This window comes from Ewingella americana ATCC 33852 (assembly GCF_000735345.1).
Lineage (GTDB): Bacteria > Pseudomonadota > Gammaproteobacteria > Enterobacterales > Enterobacteriaceae > Ewingella > Ewingella americana.
Window position 1 is genome coordinate 155239 of record NZ_JMPJ01000053.1, and the last position, 16852, is coordinate 172090.

16 protein-coding genes are annotated in these 16852 nt (G+C 54.7%); 8 read left to right on the top strand and 8 right to left on the bottom strand.

Annotation, left to right across the window (positions count from 1 at the left end):
• Positions 1-423: 423 nt before the first annotated feature.
• The 8 genes from ppsR (at position 424) to GEAM_RS10310 (ending at position 8812) form a co-directional block, all read left to right on the top strand.
• Complete coding sequence (gene ppsR / locus GEAM_RS10275) at positions 424-1245, top strand: posphoenolpyruvate synthetase regulatory kinase/phosphorylase PpsR (RefSeq protein ID WP_034791501.1); 822 nt, start codon at positions 424-426, stop codon at positions 1243-1245.
• Positions 1246-1372: 127 nt separating this feature from the next.
• Complete coding sequence (locus GEAM_RS10280) at positions 1373-2419, top strand: 3-deoxy-7-phosphoheptulonate synthase (protein WP_034791159.1); 1047 nt, start codon at positions 1373-1375, stop codon at positions 2417-2419.
• A 262-nt stretch (positions 2420-2681) separates the two neighbouring features.
• Positions 2682-2882, top strand: a complete 201-nt coding sequence (gene hemP, locus GEAM_RS10285) for a hemin uptake protein HemP (protein WP_034791160.1) — start codon at positions 2682-2684, stop codon at positions 2880-2882.
• Between the two features lie 100 nt (positions 2883-2982).
• Positions 2983-5067, top strand: a complete 2085-nt coding sequence (locus tag GEAM_RS10290) for a TonB-dependent hemoglobin/transferrin/lactoferrin family receptor (protein WP_034791161.1) — start codon at positions 2983-2985, stop codon at positions 5065-5067.
• Positions 5068-5143: 76 nt separating this feature from the next.
• Positions 5144-6178: a hemin-degrading factor gene (locus tag GEAM_RS10295; protein ID WP_034791162.1), complete on the top strand. Its 1035-nt coding sequence runs from the start codon at positions 5144-5146 to the stop codon at positions 6176-6178.
• Complete coding sequence (locus GEAM_RS10300; protein WP_051899473.1) at positions 6175-7005, top strand: heme/hemin ABC transporter substrate-binding protein; 831 nt, start codon at positions 6175-6177, stop codon at positions 7003-7005. Before GEAM_RS10295 ends, GEAM_RS10300 begins: the two co-directional genes overlap by 4 nt.
• Positions 7005-8027: a FecCD family ABC transporter permease gene (locus GEAM_RS10305; protein ID WP_034791164.1), complete on the top strand. Its 1023-nt coding sequence runs from the start codon at positions 7005-7007 to the stop codon at positions 8025-8027. The genes GEAM_RS10300 and GEAM_RS10305 overlap by 1 nt, the downstream gene beginning before the upstream one ends.
• Complete coding sequence (locus GEAM_RS10310) at positions 7994-8812, top strand: heme ABC transporter ATP-binding protein (protein ID WP_128124479.1); 819 nt, start codon at positions 7994-7996, stop codon at positions 8810-8812. Before GEAM_RS10305 ends, GEAM_RS10310 begins: the two co-directional genes overlap by 34 nt.
• Positions 8813-8883: 71 nt before the next feature.
• Here GEAM_RS10310 and GEAM_RS10315 read toward each other — a convergent pair whose 3' ends face one another.
• From GEAM_RS10315 to arnD, 8 genes are all read right to left on the bottom strand, one after another.
• On the bottom strand, positions 8884-10338 hold the full coding sequence (locus GEAM_RS10315; RefSeq protein WP_034791166.1) for a protein adenylyltransferase SelO: 1455 nt from the start codon (positions 10336-10338) through the stop codon (positions 8884-8886).
• A 151-nt stretch (positions 10339-10489) separates the two neighbouring features.
• Positions 10490-11218, bottom strand: a complete 729-nt coding sequence (locus tag GEAM_RS10320; protein ID WP_034791167.1) for an EAL domain-containing protein — start codon at positions 11216-11218, stop codon at positions 10490-10492.
• Positions 11219-11563: 345 nt separating this feature from the next.
• The gene (gene lplA / locus GEAM_RS10325; RefSeq protein ID WP_034791169.1) at positions 11564-12577 is read right to left on the bottom strand and encodes a lipoate--protein ligase; all 1014 of its coding nucleotides are present in this window, start codon (positions 12575-12577) and stop codon (positions 11564-11566) included.
• 313 nt (positions 12578-12890) lie between these two features.
• On the bottom strand, positions 12891-13370 hold the full coding sequence (locus GEAM_RS10330) for an NlpC/P60 family protein (RefSeq protein ID WP_034791170.1): 480 nt from the start codon (positions 13368-13370) through the stop codon (positions 12891-12893).
• Positions 13371-13537: 167 nt separating this feature from the next.
• On the bottom strand, positions 13538-13945 hold the full coding sequence (gene arnF, locus GEAM_RS10335; RefSeq protein WP_034791172.1) for a 4-amino-4-deoxy-L-arabinose-phosphoundecaprenol flippase subunit ArnF: 408 nt from the start codon (positions 13943-13945) through the stop codon (positions 13538-13540).
• Complete coding sequence (arnE, locus tag GEAM_RS10340) at positions 13942-14274, bottom strand: 4-amino-4-deoxy-L-arabinose-phosphoundecaprenol flippase subunit ArnE (protein ID WP_034791173.1); 333 nt, start codon at positions 14272-14274, stop codon at positions 13942-13944. The genes arnF and arnE overlap by 4 nt, the downstream gene beginning before the upstream one ends.
• Positions 14271-15941 carry a lipid IV(A) 4-amino-4-deoxy-L-arabinosyltransferase gene (arnT, locus tag GEAM_RS10345; protein WP_034791175.1) on the bottom strand — a complete coding sequence of 557 codons (1671 nt, stop codon included), beginning with the start codon at positions 15939-15941 and terminating at the stop codon, positions 14271-14273. The genes arnE and arnT overlap by 4 nt, the downstream gene beginning before the upstream one ends.
• Positions 15941-16840 carry a 4-deoxy-4-formamido-L-arabinose-phosphoundecaprenol deformylase gene (arnD, locus tag GEAM_RS10350; protein WP_034791176.1) on the bottom strand — a complete coding sequence of 300 codons (900 nt, stop codon included), beginning with the start codon at positions 16838-16840 and terminating at the stop codon, positions 15941-15943. The genes arnT and arnD overlap by 1 nt, the downstream gene beginning before the upstream one ends.
• Positions 16841-16852: the final 12 nt, after the last annotated feature.

The window sequence follows — 16852 nt, forward strand, 5'->3', positions numbered from 1 at the left end:
GTCAGTTATTTCAGACTAGCATAGAGAACAATAATCTTTGGACAGGTGAATCGATCCAGCAACTGAAACTATTTCTGTTTAAGAAAATTCCACACTCAACCTCACTTGAGCCCATGAGCAAACCCAGTAATTCCTTACAAATCATGAAGACATGCAACACATCTTCTGCTTGCCAACTACCCTACACCAGATGCTGAAGCCGTGCTGAAGCAAATCAAAACCCTGCGGCACGCCTCGGGAAAAATAAAATGTCATTTCATTTTTCTCAGCCGATTTGCGCAATATCTCGCAAAGTTTGCGCAATAAAATTGTTCTGCTTTTTATTTCCATCCAATAAGACTATTACTGTTTATCTATCGCGAAATATAAATGAAAATGCTGGCAGAGCGAGCTTGCCGAATTAACGAAATTCAGGAGTTTGATGTGGATAGATGTGTATTTTACATTTCGGACGGCACCGCCATTACGGCGGAAGTGTTGGGGCACGCCGTCCTTTCTCAATTCCCGGTTAATGCGACAACCTTCTCGCTGCCTTTTGTAGAGAACGAAGGCCGAGCCAAGGCGGTGTGCCAGCAAATCAATGATATCTATGCCAAGACCGGCGCTCGCCCGCTGGTGTTCTACTCCATTATCTCGCGCGAAGTTCGCGACATCATTGCCAGCAGTGAGGGCTTTTGTCAGGACATCGTGCAGTCATTGGTCGCGCCGTTGCAAAACGAACTGGGCGTTGAACCCACTCCCGTTGCCAACCGCACGCACGGCCTGACCGCCAGCAACATCAGCAAGTATGACGCCCGTATTGCGGCCATCGACTACACGCTGGCTCATGATGACGGAATCTCTTTGCGCAATTTGGATCAGGCGCAGGTGATTTTGCTGGGCGTCTCGCGCTGCGGCAAAACCCCCACCAGTCTCTATCTAGCCTTACAGTTTGGTATTCGCGCGGCGAACTACCCGTTTACTGCCGACGACATGGATAACATCCAGCTGCCACCTGCCCTTAAGCCCCATATGCATAAGCTGTTTGGCTTAACCATCAACCCTGAGCGGCTGTCTGCCATTCGTCAGGAGCGCGTAGAGAACAGTCGCTATGCCTCGCTGCGCCAGTGCCGGATGGAAGTGTCAGAAGTGGAAGCCCTGTTCCGTAAGAACCAAATACGCTACCTGAACAGTACAAACTATTCGGTAGAAGAGATTTCGGCCAAAATAATGGACAGTTTCGGCATGAGCCGTCGGATGTTTTAAAGGCTTTTAATGACGTAGACGGCATAACCTGCCGTCTACAGTTGAAATCATCTTGTTTTGCGTTATTGTGATCGCCATCACTTCCCGGTATTCCTGCCGTAGCGAAGAAACACATTTCGAGAATCACATGTCACAAACAGATGAACTGCGTACGACGCGCATCGACAGCCTGATCACACCTCAGGCACTGGCGGAAAAACTGCCAGTTTCCTCGTCGGTTGCCAACAGCGTGACAACGTCACGCAAGCGAATTGAACAGATAATTTCCGGTGAAGATCCCCGTCTTTTAGTGGTCGTTGGCCCCTGCTCCATTCACGATATCGAAGCGGCGATTGATTATGCCGGTAAGCTCAACGTGTTGCGTGAGCGCTATAAAGACCGTCTGGAAATCGTCATGCGCACCTACTTCGAAAAGCCGCGCACGGTGGTGGGCTGGAAAGGGTTGATCTCTGATCCCGAGCTGAACGGCACTTTCCGCGTCAACCACGGCATTGAGCTGGCCCGCAAAGTGCTGCTGGCAGTCAATGAATTGGGAATGCCAACGGCGACCGAGTTCCTCGATATGGTGATCGGCCAGTATATTGCTGACTTGATCAGCTGGGGAGCCATCGGCGCACGCACCACCGAGAGCCAGATTCACCGTGAAATGGCGTCGGCGCTCTCTTGCCCGGTCGGCTTTAAAAACGGCACTGACGGCAACACGCGCATCGCCATTGATGCGATCCGTGCGTCGCGCGCCAGCCATATGTTCCTCTCGCCGGACAAAACCGGCCAGATGACTATCTACCGCACCTCAGGCAACCCTTACGGACATGTGATCATGCGCGGCGGTAAGACGCCAAACTACCACGCGGCCGACCTACAGGAAGCCTGCCGCAATCTGGCCGAGTTCGATTTGCCTCAACGTTTAGTGGTCGATTTCAGCCACGGCAACTGCCAGAAGCAGCACCGCCGCCAGTTGGACGTGGCGGAAGACATCTGCCAGCAGATCCGCGCGGGTTCAACTGCCATTGCCGGTATCATGGCAGAAAGCTTCATTGAAGAAGGTACCCAGCCGATTGTTGCTGGCAAGCCGCTGACTTATGGTAAGTCGATAACCGACCCATGCCTGAGCTGGGAAGATACCGAGACCTTGCTCAAGATGTTGGCCGACGCCGTGGACAGCCGTTTTTGACCTTTAGCTAAAATATTTGCGCTAAGTCACACATAAGGGCAGCTCAGGCTGCCCTTTTCAATGCGTAAAATTTATCCCCACAGTGAGATTATCTTTACGCCCCGCCGCTGATTTTCCTCACAGTTTTGCCCTTCCCCCTGACAGAAATAGGGTTAACCCTCAGATAACTGACGATTTAACATCAGATTTCTCTTGATGTGTTTGGTCAATGATTTGATAATGATTCTCACATTGATATTAATTGCTATTAACATCTGTAACTATGAATGACAAAACTCAACCCATTTCACCACAGGCTATCGGCCACCCGCCGCTGCACAGCCATGGAGAAAATACCGAGGGTGCAATCTGCATTTCCAGTGCAGATCTGCTGGGTGATGCTGGCGTTGCGACCATTATTCATCAAGGGCAACGCTACCAACTGCGTCAGACCAAAGCCGGAAAACTGATACTGACAAAATAACCGGTTTACCCATTTAACTTACCCGCCAGCCACCCAGGTCTAAGGATCAAGGCAGCCAGCAAATCTTATTGATATGTGAAAACATACGGAGAATTGCCCCATGCTTCATACCCTTACCACACGGCTGCGTTATTCAACTTTGAGCCTGGCGATTGCCTGCGCTCTGCCGCTGGTAGCCCAAGCCGACACCACACCTGCCCCAGCAAAAGACAGCAAAACCACGGCTGATTCCAACAAGAAAGTGTCTGAAGACACCATGACCGTTGCTGCAACAGGTAACCCACGCGACAGCTTTGAAGCGCCAATGATGGTGACCGTGATTGATGGCACCAGCGCTGAAAGCCTGACCTCTTCCACTTCCGCCGACATGCTGCGCCGCGTTCCGGGCCTGAGCGTCTCCGGCACCGGCCGTACTAATGGTCAAGATATCTCACTGCGCGGCTATGACCGTCGCGGCGTGCTGACGCTGGTCGACGGCATTCGCCAAGGGACCGACACCGGTCACCTCAACAGCACCTTTATTGACCCCGGGTTAATTAAACGCGTAGAAGTGGTGCGCGGCCCGTCGGCCTTGCTGTACGGCAGCGGCGCACTGGGTGGCGTGGTCTCTTATGAAACTGTAGACGCCGCTGACCTGCTGCTGCCGGGACAAGATATCGGTTACCGCGTGTTTGGCACCGGCGCGACGGGTGACCATAGCCTCGGCATGGGTGCCAGCACCTATGGAAAAACCGACAATTTTGACGGCTTACTCTCCTTCGGCACCCGCGACGTGGGCGACCTGAAACAGAGCGATGACTTCAACGCGCCGAATGATGAGAGCATCAGCAACGTGCTGGCGAAAGGCACCTGGAAGCTCGACCCAGCGCAGTCTATTAGCGCCAATTTGCGCTATTACGACAACCGCGCCAAGGAGCCGAAAAACCCGCAAACGCCTGATATTTCAAGTGGTAACGTATGGACCGATCGCTCGACCATCCAGCGCGATGCCCAACTGAGCTACAACCTGAAACCTGAAGATCAGAACTGGCTGGATGCTAAAGCCACCGCCTATTATTCCGACGTGAATATCAATGCGCGCCCTGAAGGCACGCCAGAAGAGAAACGCAAGCAAACCACCAAAGGCGCCAAGCTTGAAAACCGCTCTCGGGTCTTCACCGACAGCTTTGCCGCCAACTTGCTGACTTACGGCACCGAGGCTTACAAGCAGGAGCAGACGCCGGGCGGCGCAACCACCAGCTTCCCGCAGGCAGACATCAACTTTGCTTCCGGCTGGTTACAGGACGAAATCACTCTGCGCGACCTGCCGGTTTCGATTCTGGCCGGTACTCGCTATGACAACTATCGCGGCAGCAGCGACGGTTATTCCGACGTTGACGCCGACAAGTGGTCATCCCGTGGCGCATTGACCATTAACCCGACCGACTGGCTGATGGTGTTCGGCTCCTACGCACAGGCTTTCCGCGCGCCGACCATGGGCGAAATGTACAACGACTCGGTGCATTTCAGCATCCCAATGGGCCCGACCACCATCGTCAATAACTGGGTGCCGAATCCAAATCTGAAACCTGAAACCAACGCCACGCAGGAATACGGCTTCGGTCTGCGTTTCAACGACTTGATGATGGCCAATGATGACCTGCAATTCAAAGCCAGCTACTTCGACACCAACGCAAAGGATTACATCACCACGGCGGTGAACATGAAGCTTGGCGTTGGGCGTACCGGGCCTTATTGCATCGATTGCAGCACCTACTCCACCAATATCGACCGCGCTAAGCTGTGGGGCTGGGATGCCATGATGAGCTACAAAACTGACCTGTTCTCATGGGACGTGGCCTACAACCGCACTCGCGGTAAAGATGAAGCCACCGGCAACTGGATTGACAGCATCAATCCAGACACCGTGACCAGCAGCCTCGACGTGCCTATCGCGCAATCCGCCTTCTCTCTCGGCTGGGTGGGCACTTTTGTTGAACGCTCAACCCACGTCAATACCGGCACGGCGCAGCAAGCGGGCTACGCCATCAATGACTTCTACGTGAGCTATAAAGGGCAAGACAGCTTGAAAGGCATGACCACCGCCGTGGTGCTGGGCAACGCCTTCGACAAAGAATCGTATTCACCACAGGGCATTCCACAAGACGGCCGCAACGCCAAGTTGTTCGTCAGCTATCAGTGGTAATTGCACTGTAAGGCACCCCTAAAAATCGCCCGGCCTCGTTCCGGGCGCTATCAATAAAAAAGATGAGGATAGAGCAATGAGTTCATTAAATTACCAAAGTTATCTGCAAGCTAAAGAAGCGAATCCGGGCAAGTATGCTCGCGATCTGGCGGAGATTATGGGCATCAGCGAAGCCGAACTGACTTCCCTGCGCGTGGGTCATGATGCAGGTCGTATGGACGTTGATGCCAGAACCTTACTGACCGCCCTTGAGAAAGTCGGCGTGACCAAATCCATCACCCGCAATGATTATGCTGTCCATGAGCAAATGGGCCGCTATGAGAACCAGCACCTGAATGGCCATGCTGGGCTGATCCTCAACCCGCGCGAGCTGGATTTGCGTCTGTTCCTGCAGCACTGGCTGCACATCTTCTGCATGACCGAGAGCCACCCGAAAGGCGACCGTCACAGCATTCAATTCTTTGATGCCCAAGGCACGGCGGTACACAAAGTCTATACCACCGACGAAACTGACATGGATGCGTGGCACGCGCTTATTGCGCAATATCGCAGCGCTGAAAACCCTGCCCTTGAGCTGGTTCCGGCGGTGAAAGCCGAAGAGAAAACGCAAGCCGCCAGTGGCGATATCGACAGCGAATGGCGCGCCATGACTGACGTTCACCAGTTCTTCCAGTTGCTGAAACGCCACAACCTTAGCCGCCAGCAGGCATTCAAAGCCGTCGGCGATGATTTGGCTTATCGCGTGGATAACGGCTCGCTGGCCGCTATTTTGGAAGCGGCTCGCGACCAGCAGAATGAAATCATGATTTTCATCGGCAATGCCGGTTGTGTGCAGATCTTCACCGGCCAAATTAAGAGTGTCCGCCCGCACGGCGAGTGGATCAACATCTTCAATTCCCGCTTCACCATGCATCTGATTGAAAGCGCCATCGCCGAAAGCTGGGTGACTCGCAAACCGACCAAAGACGGTTTCGTGACCAGCCTTGAGCTGTTCGCGGCTGACGGCACGCAAATCGCGCAGCTTTACGGTCAACGCACCGAAGGCCAGCCAGAGCAGAACCAGTGGCGTGAGCAAGTGGCCGCACTGAGCAGCGAGGGCGTCGCAGCATGAAACGTCGGTTGAGTGCATGGGTGATCGCGCTGGCCGGGGCCTGTGCCCCGCTGGCCCAAGCGGCAGAGCGTCTGGTGAGTATCGGCGGCGACGTGACTGAAATCGTCTATGCCCTAGGCGCAGGAGATGAATTGGTGGCGCGTGACAGCACCAGCTTGAACCCCGAGCAGGTGAAAAAGCTGCCAAACGTCGGCTATATGCGCCAGCTTAATGCGGAAGGCATTTTGGCGATGAAGCCAAGCTTAGTGCTGAGCAGCGAGCTGGCCGAGCCTTCTCTGGTCTTACAGCAGGTGGCGCAGAATGGCGTCAAAGTGGTGCGCATTCCGGGGAATACCACGCTGGACACCGTGCCGCAAAAGATTGAAGTGATTGCCGATGCCCTCAACCGCCAGCAAGAAGGTGAGAAACTGATTGCGACCTACCGCCAGAAACTGGCGGTAGTGCCTCACAGCCCTCTGCCAGTGAAAATTTTGTTTGTGATGAATCACGGCGGCACCAATGCCATGGCCGCCGGTCAGCACACCGCGGCAGACGCGATGATCACCGCCGCTGGCGCGCAAAACGCCATGCAGGGGTTCTCCCGCTACCGCCCGCTGGCGCAGGAAGGCATTATTGCCAGCGCACCAGACATCTTGATGGTAACCACTGACGGCGTGCGATCGCTGGGCGGCATTGAGCAAGTGTGGAAATTGCCCGGCGTGGCGCTAACGCCAGCCGGTAAGAACCATCGCGTGTTGGTCCTTGACGATATGGCGCTGCTCGGTTTTGGCCTCGAAACGCCGGACGTGCTGGTTAAGATTCGTCAGGCCGCAGAACAGGTTAAATAATGAGTACCATGACGACCTTCGCCCACTCCCGCATCAGTACCCCAGTGCGGGTACTAGCGGGTTTGGCGATCATCCTGCTTATTTTGGTTGGTATCGCCATGAACTCCGGGGCGCTCTCTGTGCCGCTGCGCAGTTTATTCAGCCGCCATATCGATGATGGCCTGTGGCAGATTTGGCTGACCATCCGCCTACCCCGCGTGCTGCTGGCGGTGCTGGTTGGCTGCGCGCTGGCCTGCTCGGGCGCCGTGATGCAAGGGCTGTTTCGCAATCCGCTGGCTGACCCCGGTTTACTTGGCATCAGCAGCGGCGCGGCGCTGTTTGTCGCCATGTCCATCGTGTTACCAATGTCGCTGCCGCCGGTTATCGCGCTGTATGGGCAAATGGTCGCCGCCTTCGCGGGCAGCGTGGTGGTGTCGGTGATTGTGTTTACTCTCAGCCGCTACGGCCACGGTAATTTGTCCCGCCTGCTATTGGCCGGGATCGCCATCAACGCCATCTGTGGCGCTATGGTTAGCGTGCTGACCTACGTCAGTGACGACCAGCAGCTGCGCCAGTTCTCCCTGTGGATGATGGGCAGTCTGGGTCAGGCGCAGTGGCCGACGCTGATTGTGGCGGCAACTCTTATCCTCCCGGCCTGTATCGCCTCATTCCTGCTATCGCGTCGCCTGAACCTGCTGCAACTGGGCGATGAAGACGCGCATTACCTCGGGGTGAATGTTCGCCGCACCCAGCTTCAACTGCTGTTGATTAGCGCCCTGCTGGTGGGCGTTGCCGTGGCGGTGACTGGGGTGATTGGCTTTATCGGGCTGGTTATCCCTCACCTGCTGCGCCTGCGCGTGGGCGCGGATCATCGCTGGCTGCTACCCGGCTCAGCCCTCGGCGGCGCATGCTTGCTGCTGCTGGCGGACACACTGGCGCGAACGCTGGTGGCTCCGGCAGAAATGCCCGTCGGCCTGTTGACCAGCCTGATTGGCGGGCCTTACTTCCTATGGTTGATTCTGCGTCCGGGGACACCACGATGAACCACATTCCCTCTAGCCTTCGCGCCGAAAACCTGCGGCTCACCGCCGGGCCGCGCTGCCTGATCGATGACGTTTCGCTGCAACTCAACAGTGGTGAAGTGGTGGCGCTGATTGGCCCTAACGGCGCGGGGAAATCCACCCTGCTGCGCTTACTCACCGGCTTTTTACCTGCCGACCAAGGTTATTGTGAATTAGCCGGTAAAGCCCTCTCCGACTGGGCGCCGCAGGAGCTTGCGCGCACGCGGGCGGTGATGCGCCAAAGCAGCGAGTTAGCCTTTAACTTCAGCGTGCGCCAAGTGATTAACCTTGGGCGAGCGCCCCACGGCAAGGGTCACCACGCGCAGGCGATGCAGCAGGTGATGGAACAAACCGACTGCCTGACGCTGGCGGACAGAGATTACCGCGAGCTGTCCGGCGGCGAACAGCAACGCGTGCAGCTCGCCAGAGTGTTAGTGCAGCTTTGGCAGCCGACCCCAACTCCGCGCTGGCTGTTTCTGGATGAACCGACCTCGGCCCTCGACCTCTACCACCAGCAGCACACCTTAAGATTGCTACGCAGGCTGACTCGAGAAAGCCCGCTGGCGGTGTGTTGCGTGCTGCATGATTTGAATCTCGCCGCGCTCTACGCCGACCGCATCGTGCTGCTGCACCAAGGCCGAGTGGTAGCTTCCGGCACGCCAACGGAGGTGCTGACCGCCGAGACGCTGGGCCAGTGGTATCACGCCGATCTTGGGGTGAATCAGCACCCGGAAAGCGCGGTGCCGCAGGTATTTTTGCGCCAATAGCCTTCTTGCAAAAGGAATGTAAAAAGGGTTCAGCATGCTGAACCCTTTTTTATGGCGGCTTATCCGTAGTTTTAACTAGAACAAGAAACTTCCAGATGCTTGCCCCAGTCCGGCGGCAGCGCGGCCATCGCTTCATACTGCGGCGCATCGCTGTAAGGGTCGCGCAGCGCCTGATGCAGCTGGGACAAGACACTGATGTCATCGTGCTCAGCTCGCTCAATCGCCTGTTGCGCCAGATAGTTACGCAGAATCACCCGCGGGTTGGATTGCTTCATCGCCTGTTGGCGCTCGGCGTCGCTTTGCTCTTCCAACTGCAAGCGCTGGCGATATTGCTGGAACCAACTGTCGAAGCCTTCACGGTCAATAAACTCATCGCGCAGCGGCGACAGCGACTGTTGCTGCTCCACCTCACTCAGCAGGCGGAAGGTGCGCGTATAGTCCCGCCCCTCTTTCGCCATCATACTCAGCAGCCCGGTCAGCAGGTCATTGTCCTGTTTATTTTCCGTGAAGAAGCCGAGCTTCGCGCGCATTAGCTGGCCGTAAGCCTTCATCAGAGCTGGCTCGTAGGCATTCACCGCCCCTTGCAGTTGTTCGGCGCTCATCAGCCCTGATAGCGTTTGAGCCAAACGGTGCAGGTTCCAATAGGCCACCGCCGGTTGATTATCAAAGCTGTAGCGCCCCTGATGGTCGGAGTGATTACAGATGAAATTCGGCTGATAGTCATCGAGGAAGCCATAAGGGCCGAAGTCGATGGTCAGGCCGAGGATCGACATGTTGTCGGTATTCATCACGCCGTGGGAGAACCCGACGCTCTGCCATTGGGCGATCAGTTTTGCCGTGCGCTCCACCACGTCTTGCAGCCACAGCGCGTAACGCGTCGCGGGGTCACTTTCGCTTTCTAACAACTGCGGCCAATGGTGAGCAATCACATAATCCGCCAGCTGCTTCACCTGATCCGGCTGCTTGCGATAGTAGAAATGCTCGAAATGACCGAAGCGGATATGGCTCTCAGCCACCCGCATCAGCATCGCGCCGCGCTCGGCCTGCTCGCGGAATACCGGCTCATCGCTGGTGACAATGGTCAGCGCACGCGTGGTCGGAATGGAGAGATGATGCAGCGCTTCTGACGCCAGAAACTCACGAACCACCGAGCGCAGCACCGCGCGGCCGTCGCCCATGCGCGAATACGGGGTCAAACCGGCGCCTTTTAAGTGCCAGTCAAAACGGCGACCGTCGGGCAGCACCTGCTCGCCGAGCAAAATACCGCGCCCGTCGCCGAGCTGCCCGGCCCAGACGCCAAACTGATGGCCGCTGTAGACCTGCGCCAGCGGCTTCATGCCGGGGAAGAAGGCTTCTCCAGTCCAGAATGGCCGATGTTCGGCAGCAAACAGGCTTTCATCCAGCCCCAATTCTTGGGCCAGAGGCTCACTGTGATAAAGCAATTTTGCACCTTGCAGCGGCGTCGGTTGCAGCTCGGTGTAAAAACCCGCGAGCTGGTCGGCATAATGGTGTTCAAACTGTGGCATAAATCCCCCTTTCTCTCAGTGTAGAACTGCCTGCGGGGGATTAACACGGAGTAAAAACAGGGAGATTAAGGGATGACGGACAAAGAAAAACCCAGTAAAGCCTAATTTACTGGGTTTTGGAGCAGCTTCTCGTCGGTGATGGCTCTGTCTATTAATGAAATTGAGAGGGGCTCTCAAGTAAATTATCCAGCGCTGCGGCCTCCACACCCGGCCAGAGCATGCCTTTCATCCCCTGAACGTCCGTTTTATTCAAAGCGTCGAAATACTCGGCACTGTCTAAGCCATCAATCACCACATTGCGACAAAACCTATTAAGGTTTCTTAACAATGAAGGCAAAATAATGGTGAAATTTTCGCCTTGATATAACTCCCAGAACAGAGCCCGGTCGAGTTTTACCCAGGTGAAAATATGGTCAAAAATCGGCGCCATATTGGCATTACCCGACCCCATCCCGTCGAGCCACAGGGTGAAATCATTTTTCAATGCCACTAATTGCGCATTGTTCTTGCCAGCAGAAAGTTGTGGAAATGACTCATTTATACTCAGATGAATAAACCTAAGCTGTTTAATTTCATCACGTAATACATCGTCATCAGTAATAATATTGGCTAATTTTTCTTCAACCGTAATATTGAGGATCACCTGGTTTTTCTCAAACCAAGCTGCATGTTCTTTGGCAAAGGCCACTTGTTCGGACAAAAAACGAGAGAGTTGCTGTGTGTTTAATAAGTTCAAAACCAGTTCAGTCGGCATAATAAGCTTGCTGTCTGTGCTCGCAAAACGACAAATTAATTCAACGGCTAATAGTTTGCCCTTGTTTGAATATATCGGCTGGCACAAATAGTTGCTGCTAAAGGCCGTATCGAATTGTATTTTCATTTTTTTCCAAAACATCAACGGCACTACACATTGATTAATAACTTTGTTGTATACCAATCAAACCAGAACGATGTTCGGACCCTATCAGCCGTTAATCACTCTTATTATCGATACCAAAAAAGTGCCTGTCTGGTGTTAAGTCTGCTGCTAAGTTCCCGCTTTTAAACATGAAACTGATTTTAGAATTATACCCCCATATAACAGTCTGTTTATAAATGTTAGGGGGGTGAAACAGGGCGTTACACTTCAATCTTATCGTTAGCGAACATTAAGCGCAACTTAGGAAATGAACCCTCTTTTAGCCAGCGTTACGGCAAAAAGAAGGCTAATTAGAATGATTATTTTTTACTGAATGCAGCTGACCAGCCATTGCTGCAATTGGCTTAATTCTGTTTTCAGTGCCGGATGGCGCTGAATGATGTTTTGACACACCTGCTCCACCTCCGCCGGGCGATATGGCGTGTCCACCAATTCGACCGCCAATTCGTTTAAGGGTGCGGGCTGCAGGCTGTCGGTGAACACCTGCGCGCGGCTGATATGGCCCTTTACCACGTCGAAATGGATATCCACCCCGCCCCAGACAAAACGCTCATTGAGCAGGTGGCTGAAGGCTGGTGCCTTGCCGAAATTCCACTCCCAGCTGCTCTGCTTGGCGAACTGCGCCTCAAAGCCGGGTAAATCAGGGAAGACGTCTGGCGAGATAATTTCCGGCTCGACTTCTACCCCGTACCAGTCAAAGAAGGAGTCGATAATTGCGTCGCACACCTGCTGATGATTAATCTCAGGAATTAATTCATTAAGGTTCGCCACCCTTGAGCGTACCGAGGTGATGCCCTTGGCCTGCAATTTTTTCGGGTCGGGATTGAGGTAGTCGGCCAGACGGCTAAGGTCGGCGCTGAGCAGCAGCGTGCCGTGGTGGAAGCCGCGATCCGGCGTCTCTTTATAGGCCGAGCCGGAGATCTTGCGCTCGCCGTCCGCCGTTTGCGCCACTAAATCGTTGCGACCTGACGCACTGGCATTAACCCCCAGCGCGTTGAGCGCATTGAGGATAATGGCCGTTGAGACGCTTTTGTCATACTCCGGCTTGCCAGCCATAAAGGTGAAACAGGTATTGCCCAAGTCATGAAACACCGCCCCGCCGCCGCTGCTGCGGCGCGCCAGACGAATACCATCCTGCTCCATCCGGCGGGTATTGCACTCCTTCCACGGATTTTGCGCCTGCCCAATCACCACCGTCTCAGCATTACGCCACAAGAAGAGGATCCGCTGACTGGTCATCTGCCGGAAAATACAGTCCTCAACGGCAAGGTTGAACCAAGGATCATAAGAGTCGGAAAGCAGCAATCTGATAGGTTTCATCACGTTTCATCCTGAAAGAGTTTCACCCGATGATATCAGCAAAAAAGCCGATCAAATACGCAGAGCCTGCGAGGGAATAGACAATAAACGTCAAAAGATACCGCGAAATCTTCCTAGCATTCCGCAAAATCATTCAAGCCGCGTCAAGGCGGCAACCGAGCAAAGCCAACTGAAGCACTTCCTAGCATTCCGCTAAACCATTCGCGTTGTATTAAGGCGGCAACCGAGCAAAGCCAAGGAGCTTACACAAGTAAGTGACTTGGCTTTGCGAGGGCAGCCAACGCAAAGACAACGTGAAGGGTGACGCGGAATTTTAGATGCGGCGAGCCTGCCAATACACCTTTCGCCAATAAACATTATTCAAAGACGATCGCGTCACACCTTGACTGGTCGATGCGTGAATAAATTGGTCGCCGGTGTCGTAGATACCGACGTGCAGGCCGTTTTCGCCGCTGCCGGTTTTGAAGAAGACTAAATCGCCGGGCAGGAGTTCATCTCGGGAGACTTTGGTGCCGATTTCGGTTTGTGCGGTGGTGGTGCGTGGTAACACCATGCCGAAACGATCGCGGAAGGTGCGGAAGACAAAGCCAGAACAGTCGACGCCGCTAGGTTGCAGGCCGCCATAGCGATAAGGCGCACCACGCCACTGGCTGAGCTGATCGTTGAGTTGCGCGACCACGGCGATAGAGTCGGATAACTTTCCGCTCGGCGGGGGCGCATGGCTACTACAACCATTCAGTACCAGAGCAGCTAATACCAGCAGAGAATACAAGGTTCCGGTGGTCCAACGCATGGCAGTCCTTCCTTTCGGGATGACGGTCAAACGATATCAACAGGCAGAACGGTCCCTGTCAGATGTCGCCTTGCTCTAAGAGCAGGTTATTAGAGGATAAAAAGAATTTAGCGCTATTTTATCCGTCATCCAATCGAAAATCGCAAATTCAGTGGAATTAGTGGCTTTCAGTGCGGCTGTTGGCTTGGCTTGCTGTGAATTAACCAGACGCCGAACATGATCAATATTCCACCGCAGGCTTTCAGTAAATGCACGTTTTCATTGAACCAAGGCAGTGTCACCGCGGCCAGATAGACCAGCGCGTAGCTCAGGCTAAGCAAGGTATAGGCGCGGTGCAGAGGTAAAATCCGCAGCGCGAAGAACCAGCAGAGCATGGATAACGCGTAGCACATGATGCCAATCGTCACCGCCGCCAGCGACGTCAGGTTATTGAAAATAAAAGAAAGCTGCAGTTCAGACAGTGAGAAAAGCGGGATGCGCACCATCCCCCACTTCAATAATAGCTGTGCGAGAGTCACCAGCAGCAGGCTGCCGACGCCCCAGCTGTATCCGCGTTTGGTTTCAGCACTGGTCATGCGTTAATGCTCATTAAGGCTATTCCCAGCATGATGAACGCCACGCCCAACCAGTGGCGGCGGTCCACATGCTCTTTGAAAATCCAGCGCGCGCACAGGGTGATCAGCACGAAATTCAGGCTCAGCATTGGGTAAGCAATGCTGAGAGGAATTTGTTGCAGTACGCGCAGCCAGAACAGCATGGCCAAGCCGAGTAAGGCAATGGCCAAGATGAACCAACGTATGGCAGGTTTGAAGGAGTCGCCGCCGACCTGTGCCGCTTGCTTCTGACAAAGCTGCCCGGCACAGGTCAGGATACTGACCACTAAGACGAAGAAGTACGCTGTCATGGCAACTTACGGTAGAACAGTAAGGCCAGACGGTTCATCTGCACTCGCTGGTCGGCCTGCGGCAACTCAGAAGTGGTGCTGATTTTGCTGTCCAGTTTGATGACCACGGAAACATCCCCCTGTTGGCGAGCAGCTTGCAGCCAGGCCGGGAAGTTGGCGGCACTGATGTAATGCCCTTCCGCATCAGGATAACCCAAGCCGTATTCCACTTCGCCCTTCTCGTCATACATCAGAATGTCGCTGCGCTTGAGGGTCCAGGCCAGTCCTGTCGCCACGCCGACGTTATCCGCCAACACATACCGGCTGTGCTGAAGTAAGGCAAGATTGGTGTCCATAAAGGCCTGCGGCTGCTTGGAATCCACCACTTTTTGCGGAATAGCCTGCCCCACCAGCAGCGCCAGCACCACCGGGCAAACGGCCGCCCAGTACCAACGGTCACGCAGCGAGGTCAGGCTTAGCGCACCGGCTAAGGCCCAAGGCGCAAAGCACAGGATGCCAATGGCAACGCGGGAATGTTCTTCTGGCGTATACACCGGTTTGATGTGCAGAGGCGTCAGGCCGGAAATCGCTACCACCGCCAGCACCGTCACCACACCAAAAATGATGTTGATGATGCCGTTGGCTTTCAGCGCGCGCAGCTTGCCGGAGATACGGATCTGCTCGAGGTGATCGGACATCAGCAGCGCCAGCGGCGCAAAGCACGGCAGGATGTAGGTCGGCAGCTTGCCTTTCGCTACGCTGAAGAAAATCAGCGGCATCAAGGCCCAGCTCAGCAGGAAGAACAGCTCAGGGCGCATCACGCGCTTGGTCCAGCCGCTGATCAGTGCTCCCGGCACGAGCCCCATCCACGGCAGTGCGCCTAAGAACAGCACCGGAATGTAGTACCAGAATGGCGCTTTATGCTGGGCATTCTGCTCAGCGAAACGCTGAATATGTTCGACCCAGAAGAAGTAGTTCCAGTAGTCAGGCTCGCGATGAGCAATTGCCAGCACCCACGGCAGGCTTAATACCAGCGCGCTGAGTACCGCCAGCGGCCCCCAGCCAAACAGGGTTTTGAAGCGTTGTTCACGGACAACAATCGGCAGCACGGCGATAACCGGCAGCGCCAGCGCCAGAAAACCTTTGGTCATAAAGCCCATACCGCAGGCCAAGCCGAGGGCAATCCAACTGCCAACCTTCTGCTTGGTGGTGACGGCCTGCATACAGAAATAGCTGGCCACCATCGCGGCGGTCATCCACAGGGTGATCATCGGGTCGAGAACGCTGTAGGTCCCGATGGTGAAAACCAGCGTGAAAGAGAGATAAATCAGCGCGGCGATGCACGCCTTCTGGCGGTTACGCCACATCAGCATCGCCAGCCAACCAATCAGCAAGGTGCTGAGCAGCGTACAAAAGACCGAGCCGAAACGTACTGCAAAATTGGTTTCGCCGAAAATCATCTGGCTAATATTGTTGAACCAATATCCCGCCACTGGCTTTTCGAAATAGCGCAAACCTAATAGATGAGGCACCACCCAATCGCCGCGCTGCAACATTTCACGGCTGATTTCGGCATAGCGCGTTTCATCAGGCTGCCACAGTAAACGAGTATTCAGAGGCACTAAATAGACCAGCGCGAAGAACACTAACAGTACGGTGCTCCACACACCTTTGTACGCTTTGGACATCAGGAAAGACCTTCTTTCTGGCAACCTAACCACCCTTCCCGTCCTGGGAAGGTTGAACGAACGACGCGGCCCACCGGCAAGGTGTTCAGGTCAGCGGGCAGTAACTCACCCATTGCGCAGAACTGAATACCTTCTTGTGCGGCGCGCGTCAGTAAATCGTCAAACATGTCTGCCAGCGACATCCCTTCCACTTCGGCGTGAATGGTGTACACCGGCACGCCATTGTCTTGCTTGATGGCGTCGAGAATAAAATCGTTAAAGGTCGCAGTGGTCACTTCGCTGCCAATCACTTCGTCATAGGTCGGCAAAGTGACGGGAATTTGCACGGTGCCCGTTTGGCCGTTTTCTAACAATGGCAGGAAAGGATGCGTCCCCCGGCAGTCGCTGTTGTAGCGAAAACCAAAGGTCTGTTTCACATCAATAACCCGCTGGTCAGCTCGCCAGCCCGCCACCGCAGAGCAATCTACCGGACGACCAATGCAGCTTTGCAAAGCATCAAGGCCGAGGCGGATTTGCTTTTCCAGCTGTGGTTTTGACCATTTGCCGACTTTCGCCTGCCAGCCTTGGTGATCCCAAGCGTGCAGACCCACTTCATGGCCCTGCTCGGCAGTCTGTTTCATTAATGGCGCGAAATCGCGATAGATTTGCTTGCCCGGCCACGCGGTGCCCGCCAGCAAAATATCCAGCCCATAAAGAGACGCGGCGTTGGAGCGCAGCATTTTCCACAGAAAGCGCGGACGCAAAAGGCGCCATAAATGACGCCCCATGTTGTCCGGACCTACGCTGAAAAAGAAGCTGGCAGTTACGTTATGCTTCGCGAGAACTCGCAGTAACTGAGGGACACCCTTTCGGGTGCCGCTCCAGGTATCGACATCAATTCGTAATCCGACTTTTTTCATGCAGCCTTACCG